The 21,054-nt window shown below is 59.0% G+C and carries 20 protein-coding genes, 2 tRNA genes and 1 riboswitch; of the genes, 12 read left to right on the top strand and 10 right to left on the bottom strand.

What is annotated here, in order from left to right; all coding sequences use genetic code 11:
- Positions 1-236: 236 nt before the first annotated feature.
- A riboswitch (cobalamin riboswitch) is annotated at positions 237-455 on the bottom strand.
- A gap of 61 nt (positions 456-516) precedes the next feature.
- Positions 517-1,353 carry a rhomboid family intramembrane serine protease gene (locus tag CKROP_RS00190; protein ID WP_012730723.1) on the bottom strand — a complete coding sequence of 279 codons (837 nt, stop codon included), beginning with the start codon at positions 1,351-1,353 and terminating at the stop codon, positions 517-519.
- A gap of 119 nt (positions 1,354-1,472) precedes the next feature.
- The gene (locus CKROP_RS00185) at positions 1,473-2,012 is read right to left on the bottom strand and encodes a peptidylprolyl isomerase (protein ID WP_012730722.1); all 540 of its coding nucleotides are present in this window, start codon (positions 2,010-2,012) and stop codon (positions 1,473-1,475) included.
- 112 nt (positions 2,013-2,124) lie between these two features.
- Here CKROP_RS00185 and CKROP_RS10410 point away from each other — a divergent pair, with 112 nt between their 5' ends.
- Together CKROP_RS10410 and CKROP_RS00175 are read left to right on the top strand one after the other, a co-directional pair.
- A complete protein-coding gene (locus tag CKROP_RS10410) occupies positions 2,125-3,753 on the top strand; it encodes a hypothetical protein (RefSeq protein WP_012730721.1) in 1,629 nt (542 codons plus the stop codon).
- 243 nt (positions 3,754-3,996) lie between these two features.
- The gene (locus CKROP_RS00175; RefSeq protein ID WP_012730720.1) at positions 3,997-5,088 is read left to right on the top strand and encodes a phosphatase PAP2 family protein; all 1,092 of its coding nucleotides are present in this window, start codon (positions 3,997-3,999) and stop codon (positions 5,086-5,088) included.
- Here the strand turns inward: CKROP_RS00175 and CKROP_RS00170 are convergent.
- From CKROP_RS00170 to mvk, 6 genes are all read right to left on the bottom strand, one after another.
- Entirely contained in the window at positions 5,085-6,254 is a 1,170-nt protein-coding gene (locus CKROP_RS00170; protein ID WP_041628968.1) for a hydroxymethylglutaryl-CoA synthase, read from the bottom strand. The two genes, CKROP_RS00175 and CKROP_RS00170, sit on opposite strands and share 4 nt — an antisense overlap.
- A gap of 20 nt (positions 6,255-6,274) precedes the next feature.
- On the bottom strand, positions 6,275-7,384 hold the full coding sequence (locus tag CKROP_RS00165) for a hydroxymethylglutaryl-coenzyme A reductase family protein (protein ID WP_012730718.1): 1,110 nt from the start codon (positions 7,382-7,384) through the stop codon (positions 6,275-6,277).
- 143 nt (positions 7,385-7,527) lie between these two features.
- The gene (locus CKROP_RS00160; RefSeq protein ID WP_012730717.1) at positions 7,528-8,814 is read right to left on the bottom strand and encodes an alpha-hydroxy-acid oxidizing protein; all 1,287 of its coding nucleotides are present in this window, start codon (positions 8,812-8,814) and stop codon (positions 7,528-7,530) included.
- On the bottom strand, positions 8,811-10,040 hold the full coding sequence (locus tag CKROP_RS00155) for a phosphomevalonate kinase (protein WP_012730716.1): 1,230 nt from the start codon (positions 10,038-10,040) through the stop codon (positions 8,811-8,813). Before CKROP_RS00155 ends, CKROP_RS00160 begins: the two co-directional genes overlap by 4 nt.
- A 5-nt stretch (positions 10,041-10,045) precedes the next feature.
- The gene (mvaD, locus tag CKROP_RS00150) at positions 10,046-11,152 is read right to left on the bottom strand and encodes a diphosphomevalonate decarboxylase (RefSeq protein ID WP_041628967.1); all 1,107 of its coding nucleotides are present in this window, start codon (positions 11,150-11,152) and stop codon (positions 10,046-10,048) included.
- Positions 11,153-11,169: 17 nt separating this feature from the next.
- The gene (gene mvk, locus CKROP_RS00145) at positions 11,170-12,243 is read right to left on the bottom strand and encodes a mevalonate kinase (protein ID WP_012730714.1); all 1,074 of its coding nucleotides are present in this window, start codon (positions 12,241-12,243) and stop codon (positions 11,170-11,172) included.
- A gap of 374 nt (positions 12,244-12,617) precedes the next feature.
- Here mvk and CKROP_RS00140 point away from each other — a divergent pair, with 374 nt between their 5' ends.
- Positions 12,618-12,971: a hypothetical protein gene (locus CKROP_RS00140; protein ID WP_012730713.1), complete on the top strand. Its 354-nt coding sequence runs from the start codon at positions 12,618-12,620 to the stop codon at positions 12,969-12,971.
- On the opposite strand, the gene CKROP_RS00135 is transcribed toward CKROP_RS00140, so the two are convergent.
- Together CKROP_RS00135 and CKROP_RS00130 are read right to left on the bottom strand one after the other, a co-directional pair.
- Entirely contained in the window at positions 12,958-13,293 is a 336-nt protein-coding gene (locus tag CKROP_RS00135) for a hypothetical protein (RefSeq protein ID WP_012730712.1), read from the bottom strand. The two genes, CKROP_RS00140 and CKROP_RS00135, sit on opposite strands and share 14 nt — an antisense overlap.
- Entirely contained in the window at positions 13,290-13,508 is a 219-nt protein-coding gene (locus CKROP_RS00130) for a CopG family transcriptional regulator (protein ID WP_041628699.1), read from the bottom strand. The genes CKROP_RS00135 and CKROP_RS00130 overlap by 4 nt, the downstream gene beginning before the upstream one ends.
- Before the next feature lie 179 nt (positions 13,509-13,687).
- On the opposite strand from CKROP_RS00130, the gene gyrA reads away from it, so the two are divergent.
- From gyrA to CKROP_RS00090, 9 genes are all read left to right on the top strand, one after another.
- A complete protein-coding gene (gene gyrA, locus CKROP_RS00125; protein WP_012730710.1) occupies positions 13,688-16,288 on the top strand; it encodes a DNA gyrase subunit A in 2,601 nt (866 codons plus the stop codon).
- Positions 16,288-16,776 carry a DUF3566 domain-containing protein gene (locus CKROP_RS00120; protein ID WP_012730709.1) on the top strand — a complete coding sequence of 163 codons (489 nt, stop codon included), beginning with the start codon at positions 16,288-16,290 and terminating at the stop codon, positions 16,774-16,776. Before gyrA ends, CKROP_RS00120 begins: the two co-directional genes overlap by 1 nt.
- Positions 16,777-16,941: 165 nt before the next feature.
- Positions 16,942-17,018: transfer RNA gene (locus CKROP_RS00115), tRNA-Ile, on the top strand.
- A 41-nt stretch (positions 17,019-17,059) separates the two neighbouring features.
- A tRNA-Ala gene (locus tag CKROP_RS00110) sits at positions 17,060-17,132 on the top strand.
- A gap of 540 nt (positions 17,133-17,672) precedes the next feature.
- The gene (locus tag CKROP_RS00105) at positions 17,673-19,361 is read left to right on the top strand and encodes a sodium-dependent transporter (RefSeq protein WP_012730708.1); all 1,689 of its coding nucleotides are present in this window, start codon (positions 17,673-17,675) and stop codon (positions 19,359-19,361) included.
- A 2-nt stretch (positions 19,362-19,363) separates the two neighbouring features.
- Positions 19,364-19,522 carry a methionine/alanine import family NSS transporter small subunit gene (locus CKROP_RS11005; RefSeq protein WP_012730707.1) on the top strand — a complete coding sequence of 53 codons (159 nt, stop codon included), beginning with the start codon at positions 19,364-19,366 and terminating at the stop codon, positions 19,520-19,522.
- Positions 19,523-19,627: 105 nt separating this feature from the next.
- Positions 19,628-19,948 carry a hypothetical protein gene (locus tag CKROP_RS00100; protein WP_012730706.1) on the top strand — a complete coding sequence of 107 codons (321 nt, stop codon included), beginning with the start codon at positions 19,628-19,630 and terminating at the stop codon, positions 19,946-19,948.
- On the top strand, positions 19,941-20,120 hold the full coding sequence (locus CKROP_RS00095) for a hypothetical protein (RefSeq protein ID WP_012730705.1): 180 nt from the start codon (positions 19,941-19,943) through the stop codon (positions 20,118-20,120). Before CKROP_RS00100 ends, CKROP_RS00095 begins: the two co-directional genes overlap by 8 nt.
- A 490-nt stretch (positions 20,121-20,610) precedes the next feature.
- Entirely contained in the window at positions 20,611-20,991 is a 381-nt protein-coding gene (locus CKROP_RS00090) for a hypothetical protein (protein WP_041628698.1), read from the top strand.
- Positions 20,992-21,054: the final 63 nt, after the last annotated feature.

The raw sequence follows: 21,054 nt of genomic DNA, 5'->3' as shown, positions 1-21,054 counted from the left end.
CAGTGCGTATTCCTACGCGAGTGTAGACCTCAATTATGAAAGTGAAGAAACGCCCTGGCATACGAGACCACGCGCCTGCCTGGGCGTTTCGTTATGGAGTAACAACACTAGAAGAAAAGAATTTTCCTAGTTTGAGAATTTGTGATGGGCGTGAGTTAAACTCCGCCTACTTTCACAAGAGAAAAGAATATAGTTTAGCCAACAGCAGCAACTCCTTTTGATATGACGCGTAACAAAGAAAGTAAATACAAAACGCGAGTATCTGGCTGCTTCGTTAAACACGATCCCAACCTGGGGTTTTCACCCCAGCAGATCCAATAATCGGGCTGTCCCTTCCTGGAACGACCAGGTTGACCAGGCGTACTGCCCAACCGCTAACGAAGTCACAGTGGCGCGACCGCCCCGGATTCTCACCGGGTTCCTCATCGTCTTGTACACACCAACTGTAGACCCCATCCCCGCCTTTTGGTAGCCCAGATGCCGATTTTCGTCGGGAAATACACCCAATCCGAGAATTTATACCCCCAGCGCGGAATCAACCTGTGCGATGTAAACCACCATCGCTCCACAACCGACCACGAACACAGCGACCGACGCTGACAGTCGCGCGATAAGCCTTCGCTGCGATCCACCGGCCCCCATCATGGCGCCTCCAGCACCACCGAGCAATGAGGTGCCACTCGACATCGAGCCAACACCGTGCGCCATACCCGCGGTGCCTAGACCAGCAGCGACGAACCGTCCCACACGTCGGCCCGGCCCGCGAACACCGGTCACAATCTGTGCTCCGTAGATCGCGATGGCCATCAGGGCACCCGTCAGCAATCCCCCAATATGCCCCCACAAGGAGATGCCCGGCGTAATTAACGAATACCCCAAGTTCACCACAATGAGGACGATAAGCGCCCTCATCTGCGGTTTATTGTTCAGATACATGCCCGCGGCAACAGCCATCAGGCCATAGATCACTCCGGATGCCCCCACGGTCAGGGACAGGGGGTCGCGCCATTGAATCATGGCGGCCGAACCGTAGCTTGTGCCCGCAAAAATGATCGCCATCGCCAGCGAACCATAGGTGCGCTCGATGCCGACCCCGAACACCCACAACATCACCCCATTGAACAGGAGATGCGTCAAGCCGGAGTGGAGAAAACTGAAAGTCAGCCCACGGAGGAGAGCTTCGTTATCGGGCGTCAGCGCGGGTAGATACAGCCACCAGGACGCCGCCAAGGACGATTCATGCGTGTTGCCGTCCAGGGACCCGGATTGCACAACGGTCACCAGGTACACGACGATGCAGGCAATCAGCGCGCCCGAGGTCACAGGGGTTTGGCGAATCGTCCGTGTCAGCACGTCATCACACGTTACACGTACCAACGCAGTACACGTACCGGAACGCTATAGGCACTGACACGGGCGCCACGTTACTCGTCGTCAATCGTCGGTACTAGATAGATTACCGACGACACAAACTAGTTCTCGACGATCTCCACGGAATCAATCACGATGTCGTCCAGCGGACGGTCGAAGCGATCGGTCTTTGTTTCCGCGATCGTGTCGACGACCTTCTGAGAATCCGCATCGGTGACCTCACCAAAAATGGTGTGGTGGTTGTTCAGGTGCGGGGTCGGGGCGACGGTGATGAAGAACTGGGAACCGTTGGTACCCGGGCCGGCGTTCGCCATGGCCAACAGGTACGGGCGGTCAAACTGCAGTTCAGGGTGGAATTCGTCGCCAAAGCGGTAACCGGGGCCACCACGGCCTGTTCCCGTCGGATCCCCACCCTGGATCATGAAACCGTCGATGACGCGGTGGAAAATTGCGCCATCGTAGAACGGGCCCTCTTCTCCACCCGAAGCATTGCGCTCCGAGTAATCCTTCGTGCCCTTAGCCAACCCGACAAAATTATCGACGGTCTGGGGAGCATGATTACCGAAGAGGTCGATAGAAATATCGCCACGATTAGTGTGCAAAATCGCGGTTGCTGTCTTCTGCGTACTCACGACACTCATTGTACGTAGTTACTAGACGAACCGCCCCCTCACCCCACTACAGTAGTAAAAGACACGTTATAAAGATCCGCCTCTGACCACGAAACCGGTAAGGAACCACTGAGGAAGAACCATGAACTCGTCGGACACAACCATGTTTTTGCGCGCGGCACGCAACCTCTCCGATGCCCGCAAACAGCGAAAAGACAATAAGGAAGCTCGCGACTTCGACCCCGTCGAGCGCCTTGTTGAATACGCAAAAGCGAAGGAATCCAACCCCGGGAAACCGCGTGGTCAGGGCGATAACGGTAAGATAGATCAGAACGCCAACGATTCGTCCTCTGATAATTCCTCCGAGGCTAAGGGGAAGAAGGACAAGAAAGCGGCTAAGAAAGCTAAAAAGCAGGAGAAGAAGAAGGACAAGAAATCGTCCTCCCAAAGCTCATCCAAGGAGAACTCGGCCATGTCAAAGAAGAAGTCCACTCTGGAGCAGCTGCGCGCTTCAGCAAATCCCACTGCCGTGGCTGTCGTTGATCGCATCCGCGAAGAGAGCGAACGCGCTTATGACCTTGCATCCGACAAAGCGGATAAAGCTGGCAAGAAGTTAAATAAGGCCCGCGCCAAGGCAGAAAAGAAGGCTAAGAAAGTTCAGAAGAAGGCGGATAAGAAGGCCTCCAAGGCTCGGAAGCAGAACGCGAAGAAGGCCGATGCTCTCCAGAAACGCGCTGAGGCTTTCCAGAAGAAGGCCGCAGAGTTCGCAGACAAGGCCACCGATAAGGCCGCAGAGTTCGCGGACAAAGCTTCAGACAAAGCGAGCGAGTTCGCCGGAAAAGCCCAGGACACCGCATCCGACGTTCGGGGCAAAGCTGCGGAGACCGCCAGCAATGTTGCAGCCGCTGCGTCGAACAACCTGCCTGATTCTGTCAGCGATCGCCTGCCCGATTCCGTGACCGATTCACTGGATCAAGCGGCTGGGAAGAAGACGAAGCGCAGCAAGAAGCCTTTATTTATCGTCCTGTTCGTTGCGCTCGTTGCCGGTGGCTGGGCAACGTACAAGTCTCGTTCCTCCAAGAACGTATCGACGGAACCGCCGAAGAACAACGACGAGCCCCACTTGGTGTACAAGACGGAAACCCCGACGTCGAACTCCTCTGCCGACAGCAAAGAGGACAAGGTAGAGGATGCCAAGGAGAAGGCAGCCGACGCTCAGGCCGCGGCGGCTGAAAAGGCCGACCAGGCCAAGGAGAAGACCGACGAGGTTAAGAAAGCTGCCCAGAGCAAGGCTGAGGAGCTGAAGGACGCCGCCAAGGACAAGGCGGAAGACCTCAAGGCTGCTGCTTCCGACGTTGCCGATCGGGCTGCGGATAAGGCAGAGCAGGCTAAAGCTGATGCTAAGGACGCCGCTTCCCGCGCCGACGACAAGGCGGACGAGGTTAAGAAAGCTGCCCAGAGCAAGGCTGAAGACCTGAAGAAGGAAGCTAAGGACGTCAAGGCTCAGGCGGAGAAGAAGGCGAAGGACGCTAAGAAGTCTGACGGCAAGAAGTCCGCTCCCAAGAACAGTGCGCCGAAGAACAGCGCTCCTCAGGCGCCGAGTGCCAAGGCTAAAGCTGGCAAGGGTTCTGGCAAGGGCAATGCGACCAAGAACAACGGTGCTCAGAAGCCCGGCGCATCGAAGAACAACGGTGGCAAGAAGGGCAACAATGGTAAGAGCAACTCCGCGAATGGAGCCGGCCGCCACGCCCTCAAGGACGACAAGAAATAGGGCTATCTTCACGGTCGGGTCCAACCCCCGATCCAATGCCCGGTCTAACCCCCGATCCACCGTCTAGGAAGCTTTCCTAGGTGGTCGGGTTCCCGCCATATCGCTCCGGCGTATGGCGGGTTTTTGGGTTATACGACAAAAGGCGGCGCGGCACACAACCACCCGCCATTGTTTCCCCCGAGCTTCACTTAGTGTTCATATTTACGTCAGTGGGACGTTAAAGAAGCTTGGTACACCATACGTATGGCACAAGCACCTACTCTCCCCACTCACCAGGCCGATGACAGCCAGGCCTGGGCATCAGAATCGCAGCCGGATGCGGCTCGCACCACTCCCCCGCCGGCCCAAAATCCGGGCACGACCCCACGTCGTCAACACGACGGAGGCGGCGTCAATACCACGGCGGTCACCGCGTTACTCGGCGTGGCCACCGTCTTGCTGATTATCTTCACCTTCACTGACAAGCAGGTCAGCGATGCTGTCATCAATCATGACAGTGTGTTCGGCACACTGTTCCAGTCCTATGGCGAGTTCCCTCCGGCGGTGCTGACTGCGCTGGCTATGCAGGTCCTCGCGGGATGCCTCCTCCGTTCCTCTCTTCCGGGGATCGCACGGGGGCTAGGCAGCATCCTGCTCACATGGGCGAGTTTCCTGTCGGTTCTTGGCTGGTCAGAGCAGGCCGAGTCCTATCGTCGGTCGTGGAGCGCGAACCTTGCAGCTGGCACCCCGATCGGCGTCGCCAATAATGATGATTCGGGCACGATGACCTGGTCGCAGTTCGCCCCCGCCATGTTTATGGATATTGTCCTGCTGATCATCATTTCGATGGTGGCGTGGCTGCTGGTTCGGAATTTGTCCACTGAGACGTTGCGCCTGATCGCCATTTCGGCTGTCATTATGCTCGCGATTGTGTGGGCTGGGCACGGGGTGAACGACGGGATGAAGAGCCTGTGGGGTCGGTTCCGCCCCTATGAGGTTGATGCTGGAAAAGGCCCCTATCAGCCGTGGTATCACATCAATTTGCCTAATGGGCATCGCTCGTTCCCGTCGGGCCACACTCAAGAGGGCATCACTCTTGCAGCCCTGGCTATCGTGTTGCGCCCGCTCGGTGGCAAAGCCTGGCGGATTGCGCTGTGGGTCGGAACGGTGTGGGGAATTCTCATGGCGGCCAGCCGCGTGATCATCGGTGCCCACTGGGCTACTGACACGGTCGCCAGTTTCATCCTGACTTACGGCCTCATTTTGATCGGCTTGTGGTTGACGACGTGGGTCGCCCGCCGCGTGAATTCCACCACCATTACTAACGACGCTGGTACGCCGGTTCGCACTTCTTAACGACGCTGGTAAATCCGCGAGTGGTCTTTCACGCCGGCGAAACGGAATGGCGCATCGGTGACCTCCGGTGTGTCGTAATCCGTAATGTCGGCGACGCGCGTTCCGGGATGAAGATCGCGGTAGGCGTCGTAGGTGAGCGGCTCGCGTGAATCCAGCGCTTTCTTGTGCTCATCGGCGTGGAGCAGCTTTTGGTATCCGTCGACAATGGTGCCGGTGAAGAATTCGGCAACCGCACCGGACCCGTAGGACAGGATGCCGACGCGTTTTCCGACGAGGTTGTCGGATTCGGTCTCGAGCAGCGACATTAATGCCAGGAAGACGGATGCCGTGTAGGAGTTACCAATCATGCGGTTGTAGTGCATGGTGGTCTCGAGCTCGGCGGCGGTTTCGGCTTTATCCGCGGACAGCCCCACGTGTTCGCGCAACGCCATGTGCGCTTTTACCGCCATCTTCGTGAATGGCTGGTGGTAGCAGAAGCGGTCAATCGCGGCGAAGTCCGCCCCTCCGTGATCGATGAAGTCGTCGTAAGCTCCGCGAACGGCGTTGAGGTAGGCGTCGATGGAGAGCTTGCCGTCGACCAGGGCCGTGTGCCGGTCGTTGGGCCGCCAAAAGTCCTGCACATCGTAGGTGTAGACGCCGGATGCCGGCTCGACGGCCAGGATGCCGGGGTTGGCTTGGACCAGGAACGCAGCCGCTGCAGCGCCTTGAGTTGGCTCACCGCCCGAGTTGAGGTCGTAGCGCGCAACGTCGGAGGCAACAACCAGCACTTTTTCCTGTGGGTTGCGGGCGACGATACCCAGCGCGACCTGCAGCGCGCCGACCCCCGAGTAGCACGCCTGTTTCATTTCGATGGTCCGCACCCGGGAGGGCAAGCCGAGGAGCCCGTGAACGTACACCCCGGCGGATTTGGACTGGTCAACGCCAGATTCGGTGGCGAAGAGAAGAGTACGGATTCCGTCGGTTCCATTGCGGTCGATGATCCGCTTGGCGGCGGTGGCTGCCATCGTGACGATGTCTTCGTCGGCAGCGGGCTGGCTCATGACTTCTTGGCCGATGCCTTTGTGGAACTTGCCCACGTCGATCCCGTGTTTGGCGGCTAGGGTTTCGAGGGCGAAGCTGTGGTGTCCCGTGGCGAAGGTGATGTCATGGATGCCAATGGGGTTCACAGCTGTGTTCACGGGTGCGTTCACTCGCCTTTCCTTTCAATTTTCACGTGGGCGGCCATCAGTTCGCCCGGATTCGTTTGTGCGGCCAGCAGTGATAGTTCGCCGCAGAAAACAGATGCCGCACACAGTACTGCAAGTCGGCGTGCGTTATCCCCCGCTGGGCGGTCTTCACGGCATCCGAGGCGTCGCAAGTTTTCTTCGACAACCTCCAAGCCCTGGCCTTTGCCGTTCCCTACTGTACCCACAATGAGGTTGGGGAGGTTGCATGAGAAGTAGAGGTCTCCGTCACGCACTTCGGCATGGGTGATGCCCTGCGATCCCTCGACGATGTTGGCCGCGTCTTGCCCAGTTGCCAGGTAAAAGCCCAGCAGCATATTGGCATAGTGCGCGTTCGCGGTGCGCAACCCGCCAGCCAACGTGGTGCCGACCAGGTTCTTCCGGACGTTGAGGTCCGCGATCTGTTCCGGCGTCGTTTTGAGTCGTTCTTCGACGACGTTGCGAGGGATGAGCATTTCAGTGACGACGTTCTTACCGCGGCCCAGGATGCCGTTAACTGCGGTGGCTTTCTTGTCGGAGCAATAGTTGCCGGAGATCGATCCGTAGCGCAGTTCCGGGTACTGCTGGAGGATCCACGGCATGAGGTTGTCGGAGGCGAGGGTGACCATGTTGTGGCCGGAGGCGTCGCCGGTGGTGAATTCGAATCGGACGAAGAGGAGGTTTCCGGCGTATTGGACGTGCAGGTCAATGAGCTTGGCAAAACGAGATGCATGAGCGACGACGGCCTGCAGCTCATCGCGACGACGGTCGAGTTCGGTGGCCACACGAAGGGCGACTCCGGCGTTGGGGGCTTCGAAGTACACGGATCGTGTCATTCGCTCGTCGACGAGTGTGGCGCGGATTCCGCCTTCGACGTAGCGCGATACTTTTGCCCCGCGGCCGACGGATGGCCAGAGTGGCGTTTCGTAGGTCGCCATCGGGATGGAGACAGCTTCGTAGCTGGCGCCGGATTCCTGGTTTTGTGTGCCGTCCTCGGCGTTCCATCCCGCGGTCTCTCCCGACACAACGTTGCCTGAGATGTGGACGGGGCCGATCCATGACATGGGGATAGGCGCATATAAATTGTCGCTCATTACGTTTCCTTTTCTTATGTTCCTTATGTGGGTTTTTATTCGGACTTTATTCGGGCGCTTTATCTGAGCCCTTATTCATGAATTGTTTTTAAGTTGTTGTCCGCGAGGGAGCATGGCTAAAACGTACGTGCCGATCATTCGTTTTATCGACGACGGTTGGCGACGGCGGTGAGATCAATCCCACGCGCGCGAGCCGACTCTGCCAGGGGCCCAGTGATGAGGGCATCGGTGTTGTGCAAGTCACTCGTGCTGGTTGCGCCGACCATTTCGTAAAGCGCCTGAAGGTGCTCCGCCCACCGGTTGATCTGGCTGGTCAGGGCGTCGACGGCGGCGTCGATTCCTTGGGTGCGTTCCTGTGGCGAGCGGGTGGCGTCCCCGACGCCGGTGCTCAACGCGGTGTGGAGAAATGTTCCGGCGACTCCCATGGCGTCGGCGCCGAGGGCGAGGCCTCGTAGGACGTCGTAGGGTTGCCGAACTCCGCCTGAAGCGAAGAGCGTGGGCAACGTGTCGGGGTCCGCGGTGGTCGCGTCGAGCAGGGAGAATGCGGCGGATTGTCCGAACCCGGTGAGGTAGGAGAAATCCCGGTCGGATCGTCGGTCGTTTTCGATTCGCGCGAAGTTGGTTCCTCCGCGGCCAGAGACGTCGGCGATGGATACGCCCAGGTCATGAAGCTGCTGAAGTGTGTTCCGGGTCATACCGAAGCCGACTTCTTTAACGATGACCGGCGTGTGGGTGGCCTCGAGCGCGTTAACGATGGCTTCGATGTTGCGGGGCCAGGAGGCGTACCCGCGCGAGCCTTCCGGCATGACGGTTTCTTGCACGGCGTTGACGTGAATTTGGAGGGCGTCGGCCTGGAGGGCGTCGACGACTCGGGCAGCGTCGTCGGGTGTGGCGTCGGCGCTGAGGTTCGCCCACACGGTGCCGTGGGGATTGCGGTCGCGGAGGATGCGGAACGTGGGGAGGGTGTCGGGTTCGCGCAGGTAGATGGACATGGAGCCGGTGGCGACGGCAATTCCGGTGCGTGCCGCGGTTTCGGCGAGGACGCGGTTGACTCCTGCGGTGAGTTCGGATCCTCCGGTCATGCCGTTGATGTAGAACGGCAGCCCCCAATGCAGCGGCTGTGCTGTGTGCGCGCCGGTGCTCGCGTTTGTAACAGCGTTCGTATTTCCCCCGGCGCTACGATCCGTCGGGATGGTGGTGGAAATATCGGCTTGACCTGGGTCTATTCCGGCCAGCGAGTGATGGAGGATGCGGACGTCGTCCCACGCGCAATAGGTCGAGTTACTCCCGGCAGGGCGGGGTGAGGGTGCGGAGGAAGCGTTGTCGGGAGCTGGGGTTGTGGCGTCGGTGGGCTGTGGAGGTTCGCCGTGAGCCTCGCGTTGTTGCCTGGCGGCTAGGGCCAGGTGGTCGTCTTTCCGGCTGCCACTCATTTCCCATCTCCTTCCGTTGGTGTGTCATCTGGGGCGGTGTCCGCTCCCGTGGGCGAAACATGCAAGTTCAGAGGGCGGATTCCTGCCGCCGTCCAGCGCTCGTGGAGCGCGTGTGCGTCGACGCCCGGCACAGTGAGCGCGATTCCACAGTCGCCTCCTCCTGCTCCTGACGATTTCGCCCACCACCCTTCGTCGAGCGCAGTGGTGATGAGGGTCCGCAGCGCAGGGGTTTCGATGGCCACCCCTCGTTGCGTTGCGATCTCTCCCAAGACCTGCCGGGCTTGTGCAACGGCGTTCCCGGTTGCCGACGTTGCCCTGCCGTCTGAATTGACGTCGCCCGAAGCAGGTTCGCCCGAGCCAGCCTCACACCCACCATTTTCGCCGGTCAGCGCTTCAACAAGACTGCCGACGGCTGCGTCGCTTCGCTGGAGAAGATCGTCGGGTAGCGCGGTTTTCTTGACGACGTGCCCGACGAGTTCGGTGGTGTCGGCGGGGGTCCCTGTCCAGCCGACGCTGAGTTGGATTCCCGGCGCAGCGGGCGTGATGCGGCGGAGTGATAAGCCTGGCCACTCCCCTGTCAGCAGGTCGCTGATCGTTGTCGTGCGGGAACCAGAACCCCAGGCGCGGTCTTCCAGCCATGCTCGGTCCGGCGAGTGGTATTCGACCCATCCGCCGAGTGCGCTGGCGGCAACGTCGCCTCCCGATGTTTTTGTCGTAACCCGCACTGTTGCAATGGCCGCGAGTCGGTAGATCTGCTCGGGCGTGGGCTGTAGCCCGTGGTGGCGGGCCGCGGCAGCAACGGTCGCGACGGTGACCGCGGCCGACGATCCGAGCCCGAATTTCGCGCCACTCGTGGCGTCATCGAGGTGGCTCGAGATGTCGATATCGTATCCGCTGGTGGGAAGGTGTTTTTCTGCTCGCCAGCGTTCGACGGTGAGGACCGCGGCCGCTACATATTTGTGGAATCCGGTCTCGTCGGTGTGGAACCGAGCGGCCGCCATCGGGTCAAAGCTAGCTTCCCACCGGACCGGTGCTTCGTCGGGTTTGGTGGGGTCGCTCGCGTCGGATCGTAGTGTTCCGGCATCGGTGCCGGTGGGCGTGAGCGTGACGTGCACATACCTGTCAACGGCGATGAGTAACGCGGCGTGCCCGGGGTGCACGACGGCGTATTCTCCGGCGATGTACAGCTTTCCGGGTGCCGAGGCGTGGACGGAGGTCTGTGTCACGGCTGTTACTCCTGACGGTTCGCTGCGTCGGAAGCCTGGGCGGAGTCCTCTTCATGTGCCCTGATCTGCTCATTTCCGCTGGTCTCCTCGACGGGCGTCAGGTAAGCGCCCGACCCGGCGCGGGCAGGAATGAGCTCGAGATCGGGGAACCGTTCGCGGAGGGCTGCGTGGGTTGCGTCGAGGTCCTTAGCTTGGCAGAGCGCAACGACATTCGGCCCGGCGTCCGCGGTGCCGTACACCTCTAACCCGTCGTTCCGCAGCTGCGCGATCGTGTCGAAAATGGCGACGGACGTCGGCGCTAGGTAGCGGACGGGTGGCCGGTTGCCGTTAATCGCCGCGTGCATGCGCAGTGCGTTGGATTCTGTTATTTCGCCGACGCGTGTGTAGTCGCCCTCGGCCAGTGCTTGTTGCATGTCGACGAGGTCGCGCTGCGTGCTGCTCACCCACCCGTCGAAGAAGGGCGACGTCCGGATAGTATCGGCCATGGCGACGCGGGACGAGACGGCTTTTTGCGCGCCCGAGACGACGCAGATGACCATGGCGAGGTCGGGGCCGGGAACGCTTTCCGCGTACGAGGTGAGATCAGCGTTCTCGTCATCGCCGTCGCCGGGGTGCCAGATGACGAGGTTGCCCAGAATGGATCGTGTGGCGGACCCGGAGCCTCGGCGGGCTAGCCGCGAGAGCGAACGCGGGTCGCCGGGAAGTCCGTAGGCTTTCGATGCAGCGGTGGCGAGGGCGGCGAATCCTGATGCCGAGGATGCTAACCCTGCGCCGGTGGGTACGGAGTTGACGGAGTTGATCCGTGCGTACATGTGTGCAAGTTCGGGGTTCTGTTCCGCGCTGAGCTTGCGCACCAAGTCAAGAAACGCCCTAACCCTATGCGTCGGCGTCCCCGGCGCTGGCTCACCGTTGAGCGTGAAAATATCGCTGGTCAGACTCGGATCTGGGTTGACGACGGTATCCGTAGGATAGATATCGAGCGTCAGTGACAAACTACCGGTCGCGGGCAGAACTAAGTCAGCGTTGCGCTTACCCCAGTATTTGACCAGAGCGATGTTGGGGTGGGCGGTGGCTCGCGCGGTGCGAGGCGTGATCGGTCCGATATCGCCCATGCTGGGGTGTGTGGCGGTCACCGTTGAAACTCCGAGGGGTGCATGAGCCATGTGCGACGTGCGCCCGCAGCGCGGAGTGCGTCGGACAGCGCGATCGCGTGGTTTTCGTCTTTAGATAGCGCGATGATGCAACCACCCCGGCCGCCACCGGTAAGTTTCGCACCGAGCGCCCCCGCATTCCGCGCGGCCGAGATAAGGTTTTCGAGCTCTGGGCTGGATACGCCGAGGTCAGCGAGGTGTTCATGGACGGCGTTCATCCGCTCACCCAGGGAGGCCCGGTCGTCGAGAGCAAGATCAATCCGCGCTTCGACAGTGTGATGACGAATGGCGTCGACATTTCTGGTGAAACGCTTCTTGTGGGTGCGCCGTAGTTCGTCGACACCCCGGACGGCCGAGAGCGTATCGCCTGGTTGTCCGGTATCGGCGACGACGAGCGGCGATCCGAGACTGACGGTGATGGGTTCGCTGCGTCCGCCCTGGAACAGCACCGGGTGGGTGTTCAGCACGGTGTGGGCGTCGAGACCGCTGGCGCTGCCATGAGCAACGCGCTCCCCGATCTGCACAAGTTCATAACGACTGTGGTAATCAACGTCTTTACCACTGAAATCAATGATGGAATCCACCATCGCTGCCGACGCCGCTGCGCTGGAGCCGAGTCCACGTGCCGGCGGGACGTTGCCTCGGCACGAAATGTGCATCCCCGACTGCGGGTATTCAAGCAGGTCCAGGCAGGCTTTAATCGTGGCGCCGACTGGAGACAGGAACGTCGGGGCGTCGGCAAGAGGACCGTCGTAATTGTTGGCGGTCAGCCACAACTCCCCATCACACGGCTCAGCCGTAGCCCGCAGAGTCAAGCACTGCATCGGGAACGCGATGGCCGGCTCCCCGAAAACAACGGCGTGCTCACCAAACAAAATGATCTTGGCGTGAGCGCGGCCAAACCCCCTGGCCTCGTCCGCTAAGGCGGAGTAATGAGGCCCTTCCGCAGGTTGTTTATACCGTTGACCCTCATTCAAACGTGCATAATCGGGAGCCTCGCTGCGACGCGAGGAAGTAATAACGTCTGCGTCGGAATGTCTCAGTGGCTGCACCAGTGCTCCTATACGGAATGAATCAAACCCTGCCGTCGCTCCACCTTAACTACAGCACCCGACAAACCTCCTCAGATCCCGTCGGGCAAATCCCATTGGGCATAGACCCCATCGGGCGTGGCTCGGCCGAGTGTGGCCAACGGCAAACGCTGCTACTCTACCACGACTCAGGATAGTCCTCGTTTCTTATCGACGACGACGCTTCGGCTGGCCCAGGGCTTTTCTTGCTGGATTCAGGGGGCTAATCGAGCCCGGAGTAACGGGTTTGTCGTGTATATTTTAAACCTAACCGAAGTGTTTTTCAGTGTTTTCAAGGACGGAAAATTCGGCGAGAAACCCTCGGCGACGAAGAATAAATCTCGAAGGTCGCGACCATGTCCAAACCTCTCTTCAAGTTCCCCTTAATCGAAGCAATTATTACTGTTATCTCTTTTGTTTTCTTAGCGGGCTCTCCCGGAGCAGCTGCATTCGTTTTCGCAGCATTTGCACCGGCGATGATTTACCACTGCGTGCTCGTGCTCTTTAAAGTCCAGCACTTAGCTGTGTGGATCGCATTAGCTGGCGTCGTCACTATTGCAGGCATTATCGACTTCATTGTGGGTCCGATGGGATTTTTAGACGTCTATATCCTGCCTACCGGAATTGGGCTGTTTATTGCTTGCGCGCTGTACGCCTTCTGGCTGAAAATTGGCCGTGATGCGGCACACCAGCGCATCAGCGTCGCATAGTCATAATGTCAATCACTAGCTCAGCTAGTTTTCCGTTGGCCTTATTCAACGGCTTCAGCCGAGTAATCGCCTCACCCACGGCGTCGAGCATCTCCGCTTCACTTCGGTGAGTCGGTATTCCACCGATACGCCCTTGCCCGGCCGCAGTGATCGCCGCACATGCCCACGGATGCACGAGGTACACGCCGGACCCAGCCGCAGCGCGAAATTCGTCGATAATAATAAGGAGTTGTTCGGCGGTTAGTGGGCGAGAACCAAAACCGGCCCCAGCAGTTAGTTCATCATCCATCCCATGGGATCCGCCTACTCCCGGCGCAGTCATCTTCGAACCTTCTTAGCCCGGACCTTCTTGACGAGTTCCGCATATTCGGGAACTCGGGACCTGGCCAGTTGCCGCACTTCTTCATTGTCCACTGTCCGCGCCGCCGTCGACACGATCGCGCGCACGGCAGCTTCGTGCTTCGAAGTACCCGTCATCTCTGCCAGCAGCGTCAGGGCGCGGTCTTGGTCGTCCGTGAGCCGTAGGGTCATTGCCATACTCACTATTCAACCATTGATCCGCCGTCGAATGATACCACCGCGATACCACCGACTAGGCGACGTCCTCAATAAAACGCCTCAGCAACCCAACAGAAGCGCTCCGTCGAAAAGGTTGGTCCCGAACAACCCACCGATGCACAGCTCCCATGTCCGCCCTGTGAGGTAAGGTAGAGCGCATGAGTGATGACAGCGGAAATACCGGGGGCAATGACCTTTTCGATCGCGTCAGCCCGATCGACATCCAAGAAGAAATGCAATCGAGCTACATCGATTACGCCATGAGCGTCATCGTTGGACGTGCTCTCCCCGAGGTTCGCGACGGCATGAAACCCGTCCACCGCCGCATCATCTACGCGATGTACGACAACGGCTATCGCCCCGAGCGCAGCTACGTCAAGTCCGCCCGACCCGTCGCGGACACGATGGGCCACTTCCACCCCCACGGCGATAGCGCCATTTATGACACCTTGGTCCGCATGGCTCAGCCGTGGTCCATGCGCTACCCGCTGGTCGATGGCCAGGGTAACTTCGGCTCCCGCGGCAACGACGGCCCCGCAGCCATGCGTTATACAGAGTGCCGTCTCACACCGTTGGCCATGGAGATGGTTCGCGATATCCGCGAAAATACCGTCGACTTTGAGCCCAACTATGACGGCAAAACACTCGAGCCGACGATTCTCCCGTCGCGTGTTCCCAATTTGCTGATGAACGGCTCCGGCGGTATTGCCGTCGGTATGGCGACGAATATTCCGCCGCACAATCTCACCGAGCTGGCCCAGGCAATTTTCTGGTGCCTCGACCATTACGACGCGGACGAGGCCACCACCCTCGAGGCCGTCATGGAACGCGTAAAGGGCCCCGACTTCCCCACGGCCGGGCTCATCGTCGGTGATAAAGGTATTAAGGACGCCTACACCACCGGCCGCGGCTCCATCAAAATGCGTGGCGTGACCTCCATTGAGGAAGAGCGCGGGCGCACCATCATCGTTATCACCGAGCTTCCGTACCAGGTCAACCCCGATAACCTTGTCTCCAGCATTGCTGAGCAGGTGCGCGACGGGAAGATCGCTGGCATCTCCAAGATCGACGACGAATCCTCCGACCGCGTCGGCATGCGCATCGTCGTCACACTGAAACGCGACGCCGTGCCGCGCGTTGTGCTCAATAACCTCTACAAGCACTCTCAACTGCAGACCAGCTTCGGCGCGAACATGCTGTCCATTGTCGACGGCGTCCCCCGCACCCTCCGCCTGGACCAGCTGCTGCGTCTGTACGTCGATCACCAAATCGACGTTATCGTCCGACGCACCCAGCACCGTCTGGATGAGGCCGAAAAGCGTGCCCACATCCTGCGCGGATTGGTCAAAGCGCTGGATATGCTCGACGAGGTCATCGCGCTGATTCGTGCATCCCAGACCCCGGAGATCGCACGAACCGGACTGATGGACCTCCTGGATATCGACGAGCTCCAGGCTGACGCTATTCTGCGGATGCGGCTGCGCCAACTCGCGGCTCTGGAGCGGCAGAAGATTATCGACGAGTTGAAGGAACTCGAACTCACCATCGCCGACCTCAAGGACATCCTGGCCCGGCCGGAGCGCCAGCGGCAGATTGTGCGCGACGAGCTCGAGGAGATTGTCAACAACTACGGTGATGACCGCCGCACGCAGATCATCGCTGCTACCGGCGATGTCACCGAAGAGGACCTCATCGCGCGGGAGAATGTCGTCGCCACCATTACGTCGACCGGGTACGCCAAGCGCACGAAGGTGGATCTCTACCGCAACCAGAAGCGTGGCGGGAAGGGCGTCCGCGGGGCTGAGCTCAAGCAGGACGACGTCGTCCGACACTTCTTCGTGACCTCGACGCACGACTGGATTTTGTTCTTCACCAACTTCGGGCGCGTGTATCGCCTCAAGGCCTACGAGTTGCCCGAAGCGTCCCGGACCGCGCGCGGGCAGCACGTCGCCAACCTACTGGAGTTCCAGCCTGGTGAACACATCGCCCAGGTCATCCAGCTGCAAACCTACGAAGACGCGCCCTACCTGGTCCTGGCCACCAAGCAAGGCCGCGTGAAGAAGTCGAAGCTCACCGATTATGACTCGGCGCGGTCCGGTGGATTGATCGCCATCAACCTCAACGAGGGCGACTCGCTGATCGGCGCACAGCTCTGCTCCGCCAACGATGACCTTCTGCTTGTCTCCGAAGAGGGCCAGGCTATGCGTTTTACTGCCGACGACGACACGCTGCGCCCGATGGGCCGTGCCACCGCTGGCGTCAAGGGCATGCGTTTCCGTGGCGAGGACGCGCTGCTGGCGCTGACCGTCGTCCGTGAAGACTCCTACCTCATGGTTGCCACCTCCGGCGGCTATGCCAAGCGCACGAAGATGGAGGAATACCCGGCGAAGGGCCGCGGCGGGCTCGGCGTCGCCACGTTCAAGTACAACAAGAAGCGCGGCAAACTGATCGGCGCACTCGTCGTCGACCAAGATGACGAAATCTTCTGCATTACTACCGACGGTTCCGTCGTCCGGTCCAACGTGAAGGACATCCGGCCCAGCTCGCGGCAGACGATGGGCGTGCGGCTGGTCCACCTGGACAAGGGCTCTGAGCTGCTCGCCATCGACCGCAACGTCGAGGACGAAGGCGAGGAGCACGCGGCGAAGACCGCGGAGAAAGGGAACGCCCCTACCGATCCGGCCGAACCGGACCCGAACGACCCCAATGCTGACGGTTCCGACGGTGACGGCTCCTCCGACGCTAAGGATGGGAAGTAATGACGGGGCCGGGACCACACGGGCTGACGCCCGAGGGAAACCAGGCTAACCAGTCTGATCAGGATCTGGGCACGCGGCGCTGGACGGGCAACCTTGCCGACGACGGCGCTGGTCCTTTGGGCAGCGCGCCTAGCACCTCGGGCACGCCGCAAGGCGAACGTGTTGTGGAGGTGACCCATATTGATCTCCACCGAGCTGCCCGGATCTCGGGGGCGGTCAGCGCGATCATTGCGCTTGTCTGGATACTCGCTGCCCTCCTCATGTTCGGCCTCCTGGCGGGGATGGGGGCATGGGGAAACATGAACGACGCCCTTAACGACGTCGCAGACACCTCAGTTCCGACGAGCATGGTGATTATTGCGATCATCGCGCTCGCTGTCTTCGAAGCCATCATCGGCACCCTGTTGGGCGTTGTTGCTGCAGCCATTTACAACGGGTTGGCTCGGATGAGAGCTGTTGGTGGAGTGAGAATGGTGGTACGGGACTGACGATCCCGGCCCGTGCGATCGGGGCCTGTGTGATTTGGGGTCCGTGGGCGCATCACTCGGGCCACCACATCAATCGAGCGGGCAGGCTTTTATTCGATCTATTTACACTGTGACCTGCAGATTTGGTAAACCCCGTTTTCGTGGGTAAAGTTCTGCACGGTTCATGGGCCTATAGCTCAGGCGGTTAGAGCACTTCGCTGATAACGAAGGGGTCGGAGGTTCAAGTCCTCCTAGGCCCACCACGAAAACCACTTCGGTGGGGTTCGGGTGGTGAAAACCACAGGGGGCGTTAGCTCAATTGGTAGAGCACTTGCTTTGCAAGCAAGAGGTCACGAGTTCGATTCTCGTACGCTCCACAGGTGATCCCTGGTTACACTTCGGTGGCCAGGGATTTTACATTCCCGCAGGCCAGGGCGGATTCTAGTTCACTACACATATGCGGGCTCAAGCACCCGCCGAACCCTCCAGTTGGCAACTGTATGGCAACAACGATATCCAAGGGTTAAACGACAAAAGTGTGTCTGCTCGTCGGCGTGGTTTTCGTCGAGGAAGATGGATGGTACTGCGACTTGGTGACCATTTAGTCTTGTGAGGTGAGGTAGGCACCTCACCTGACCCTCTACTAGACCATGCGGTATGCTCTGTACCCGTGAGCGCACAAGTAACTTTCAACCGAATTATTAACTGAGCGTCTGGCTACCCTTTACCAGACGCTCCCCCCGGCCTGCGGAAAACAACCGCACCGGGGATTTTTGCTATTCAGACCCGCTAACAAAGGGCCGCGGCCTACACCCAGGTTTCACCGGCCCAGTTGGCGTCGGAAAGGAAAATCGAAAACCCTCGCCTGCGGCCACCGGAAACCCCGAGGAGCAGGCACGAACATCACGGAGCAACCCATGCCCCAGAACATATCCGTATCCAGCGGGGACGAACCCGCCTCTGCTGCTAACTCCCCAGCAAACAAGCCAGCGAAACGAGCTACCTTCGGTGGCCGATCCATGTTTATCTTCGCCGCTATCGGTTCCGCCATTGGGCTCGGCAACATCTGGCGATTCCCCTACATTTCCTATGACAACGGCGGAGGAGCCTTCCTTTTCCCCTACGTCATCGCCCTGCTGACCGCAGGGGTGCCTGTCCTGATTCTCGATTACGTCCTCGGCCACCGCTTCCGTGGTTCCGCCCCGCTCGTGTGGCGTCGTATTTCCCGGAAAACCGAGGCCATCGGGTGGGTGCAGACCGGCATCACCTACATCATCGCCGTCTATTATTGCGTAATCCTCGCCTGGGCGGCCATGTACACCTGGTTTTCGTTAAAGCTGGCATGGGGAACGGACCCGGAGAAATTCTTTACCGGGGACTTCCTGCACGCTGACACCACAAGCCTGACCAGCGCGAATGTGGTGTGGCCGATCGCGATCGTGCTGGCTCTGGTATGGGCAGCGATCACCGCGGTCATGGTCCTGGGTGTTCGTAAAGGCACCGGGTTGCTCTCCTCGATCTTCGTCCCGCTACTCATCATCATGTTCATCATTCTGGTCATTCGTGCACTGTTTTTGCCGGGTGCCGCTGAGGGGCTCGAGGCCTTCTTTACCCCGCAGTGGGGCGCTCTGCTTGATCCCCAAGTCTGGATTGCCGCCTATGGCCAGATCTTCTACTCCCTAGCGATCGCCTTCGGCATCATGATGACCCAAGCTTCCTACCTGCAGAAACGAGCAAACCTTTCGGGTCTGGGCGCCGTGGTCGGCCTATCCAATAGCGCCTTCGAGGTCCTCGCTGGCATCGGCGTGTTCGCAACCTTAGGTTTCATGGCTGTCACCCAGCATGTGGCCGTCGCCGACGTTGCCACCAACGGCATCGGCCTAGCATTCATCGCCTTCCCGACGATCATCAACAACATGACCGGCGGCCCGATCTTCGGCGTCCTCTTCTTCGGTTCTCTCTTCATCGCGGGTTTTACCTCGCTGGTCACCATCGTGGAAGTTGTGTTGTCCTCAGTGCAGGAAAAATTCGGGCTTTCCCGACGTCGCGCTGCCGTTTATGTCTGCGTGGCCTGTGCGGTCCCGTCGCTGGTCTTTTTCCCAGTGTCGACGGGCCTTGCCACGCTGGATATCGTCGATAAGTTCGTGAACGTCATCGGCATTGTTGTCATCGCCGTGGTGGCGATCATCGTCATTGGCTGGGTGCTTCGACGCCTACCGGAGCTGCGGCAACACGTCAACCAGATCAGCAGTCTGCAGCTTGGCCGATGGTGGGATTTCTGCCTTTTGGTACTTACCCCGCTGGTTTTGGGGACGACGTTTGTCTTGGAGATCATCACGCTGGTTCGCGATGGATACGAAGGCTATCCGACGGCAAAGGTGGCTATCTTTGGCTGGGGTTTGGCCGTTCTCTTCTACGGTGGTGCTCTTGTGATGTCGCGGGTTCCGTGGCCACGCGGAACGATTCTCGACGGCCCACCGGTCAGCGATTATGGAGTGCCGCTGACCGGGAAGGGAGCGCCCTTCGGCCAGCATCTGGATAATCCCTATGAATCTATTCGCGACCGTGAGCGTCGGCTCGAAGTCGCTGGTCTGAAGGAGGCCTAGACATGGATGCTGTCACTATCATCGTCATGATCCTCTATTTGGCCCTGGTGTGGGGATTGTTAATCATTGCTGCAATTCATTTAACCAAGCACCCGGATGAGAACAGCGGAAAGTTGGGGACGACGGATCTCGACGACTTGCCGCAATACACCAAGGTGTAGACGATCCCCGCGGAATTGTGTGGCCGCTCTGGGAACCATCGCTGTTAAAACGCGTCAATACTCCATGTCCAACAACACTCACCGAGTAGACAGGGGGTAAACAGCATGGATACAGAAGCGTGGCTTCGACTAGTGCAACTAATCATTGCCGCCGGCGGCCTGATTGCTGTTATCTTGACGCTGCAACAAAAGACAAACAGCGACAACCGCAGTGAATGGTGGAGACGATTCACCTGGGCGGTAGAAAACGCCAGCGACGACACGACCACCGACGAAGTGCGTCGAGCCGCACGCATCGAACTCGATGAATTAGATCATAATTCGCTGGCTAGGAACACAGAGCGAGAGCTGATAACACGTTTCTATAGACAGAGGACAAATGGCACCGATACTATGAAAGAAAAGGACGGTGGGAACAATGAATGATTGGACTGAGAACCTCCGCAGAGCGATAGCTAACTCCGAGCGACACGGCGAAACACCCGAAAGAGGCGCCTACATCGACGCCGGACTACCAGTGCCAGAAAAAGCCACCGACGAGTATCAACAAGCCCCACTGTGGCGACGCATCATCAACTTTTTTGAACCCGTCTGGTAAATACGCTCACCACCAACCCCGCCACCACGGCGGGGATTCCTTATCTCTACCCGCATGTATGCGCAAATAGCTCATTGGTGAAATTGCACTACTAAGCAGTCTCACGTGGATTCTCAGACAGTTGGTGTATGCAGCTAGAGACACTGATGCCATCAAAGATGGTTAAAAGTCGACGCTAAGTGACTCAGCCTTAGGGACGCAGCCGAAACTTCTGAAATACACGTTCTACCACCCACACACGCGGCGTCCTACTACCCACCTCTATAAGGGTAACTTCTCTTTTTCTATAGACACCTGCAATTCAACATGATGAACTATGTTCAGTGTGCTTAACATTTTCGATATTCGTTTCCCTATGTAGGAGGAGTCCACGTTCCGCCGTGGCATATTTACGGCTTGAGTAACGGGCGCCTACATGGCTATTGCACTCACACAGGTGTGGCGGCAAGGGGAAGCTATTTTCCCCAACCCAAGGACAGGAGTTTAATTCGTGAGTTCAGCGACAAAACGAATTCTGGGCGTAGGAGTGGTCGGAATTCTCATGATTATTGTGGCTTTTGTAGGAGGTGAAATCATCGGCACAGATAACGCTACGACTGCATCTTCTGCCTTCTTAGACATGCTCTTTGTCGGGGGGCTGGGCGCTATTTTCGCCGCTATCTTTGCCGGCATCTTTAACAAGACTTCGGCACACGTTAAATCAGTGCTAGGTGTTGTGGGGTTAGTTGTAGCGCTTTTCTGTCAGTCAGTGATGGACCAGCAACAAGACTCGCCAGAGATCTTTGCTCCAGCGCTTCTGATGTATCCAGCTCTGGGTCTAGTGATCATGTGCGCTATACATCCGTTGATCAAATCTCGAAACGACCACTAGCCCGCTTGGCGCACAGATCCGCATCCTGGTTTAAAGGCCTGCAGGCTGGCCAGCTGCCCAATA

It is taken from the genome of Corynebacterium kroppenstedtii DSM 44385 (assembly GCF_000023145.1).
GTDB classification, from domain to species: domain Bacteria; phylum Actinomycetota; class Actinomycetes; order Mycobacteriales; family Mycobacteriaceae; genus Corynebacterium; species Corynebacterium kroppenstedtii.
Note: the sequence above shows the minus strand (reverse complement) of the source record. Positions and strands in the feature narration are given on the sequence as shown.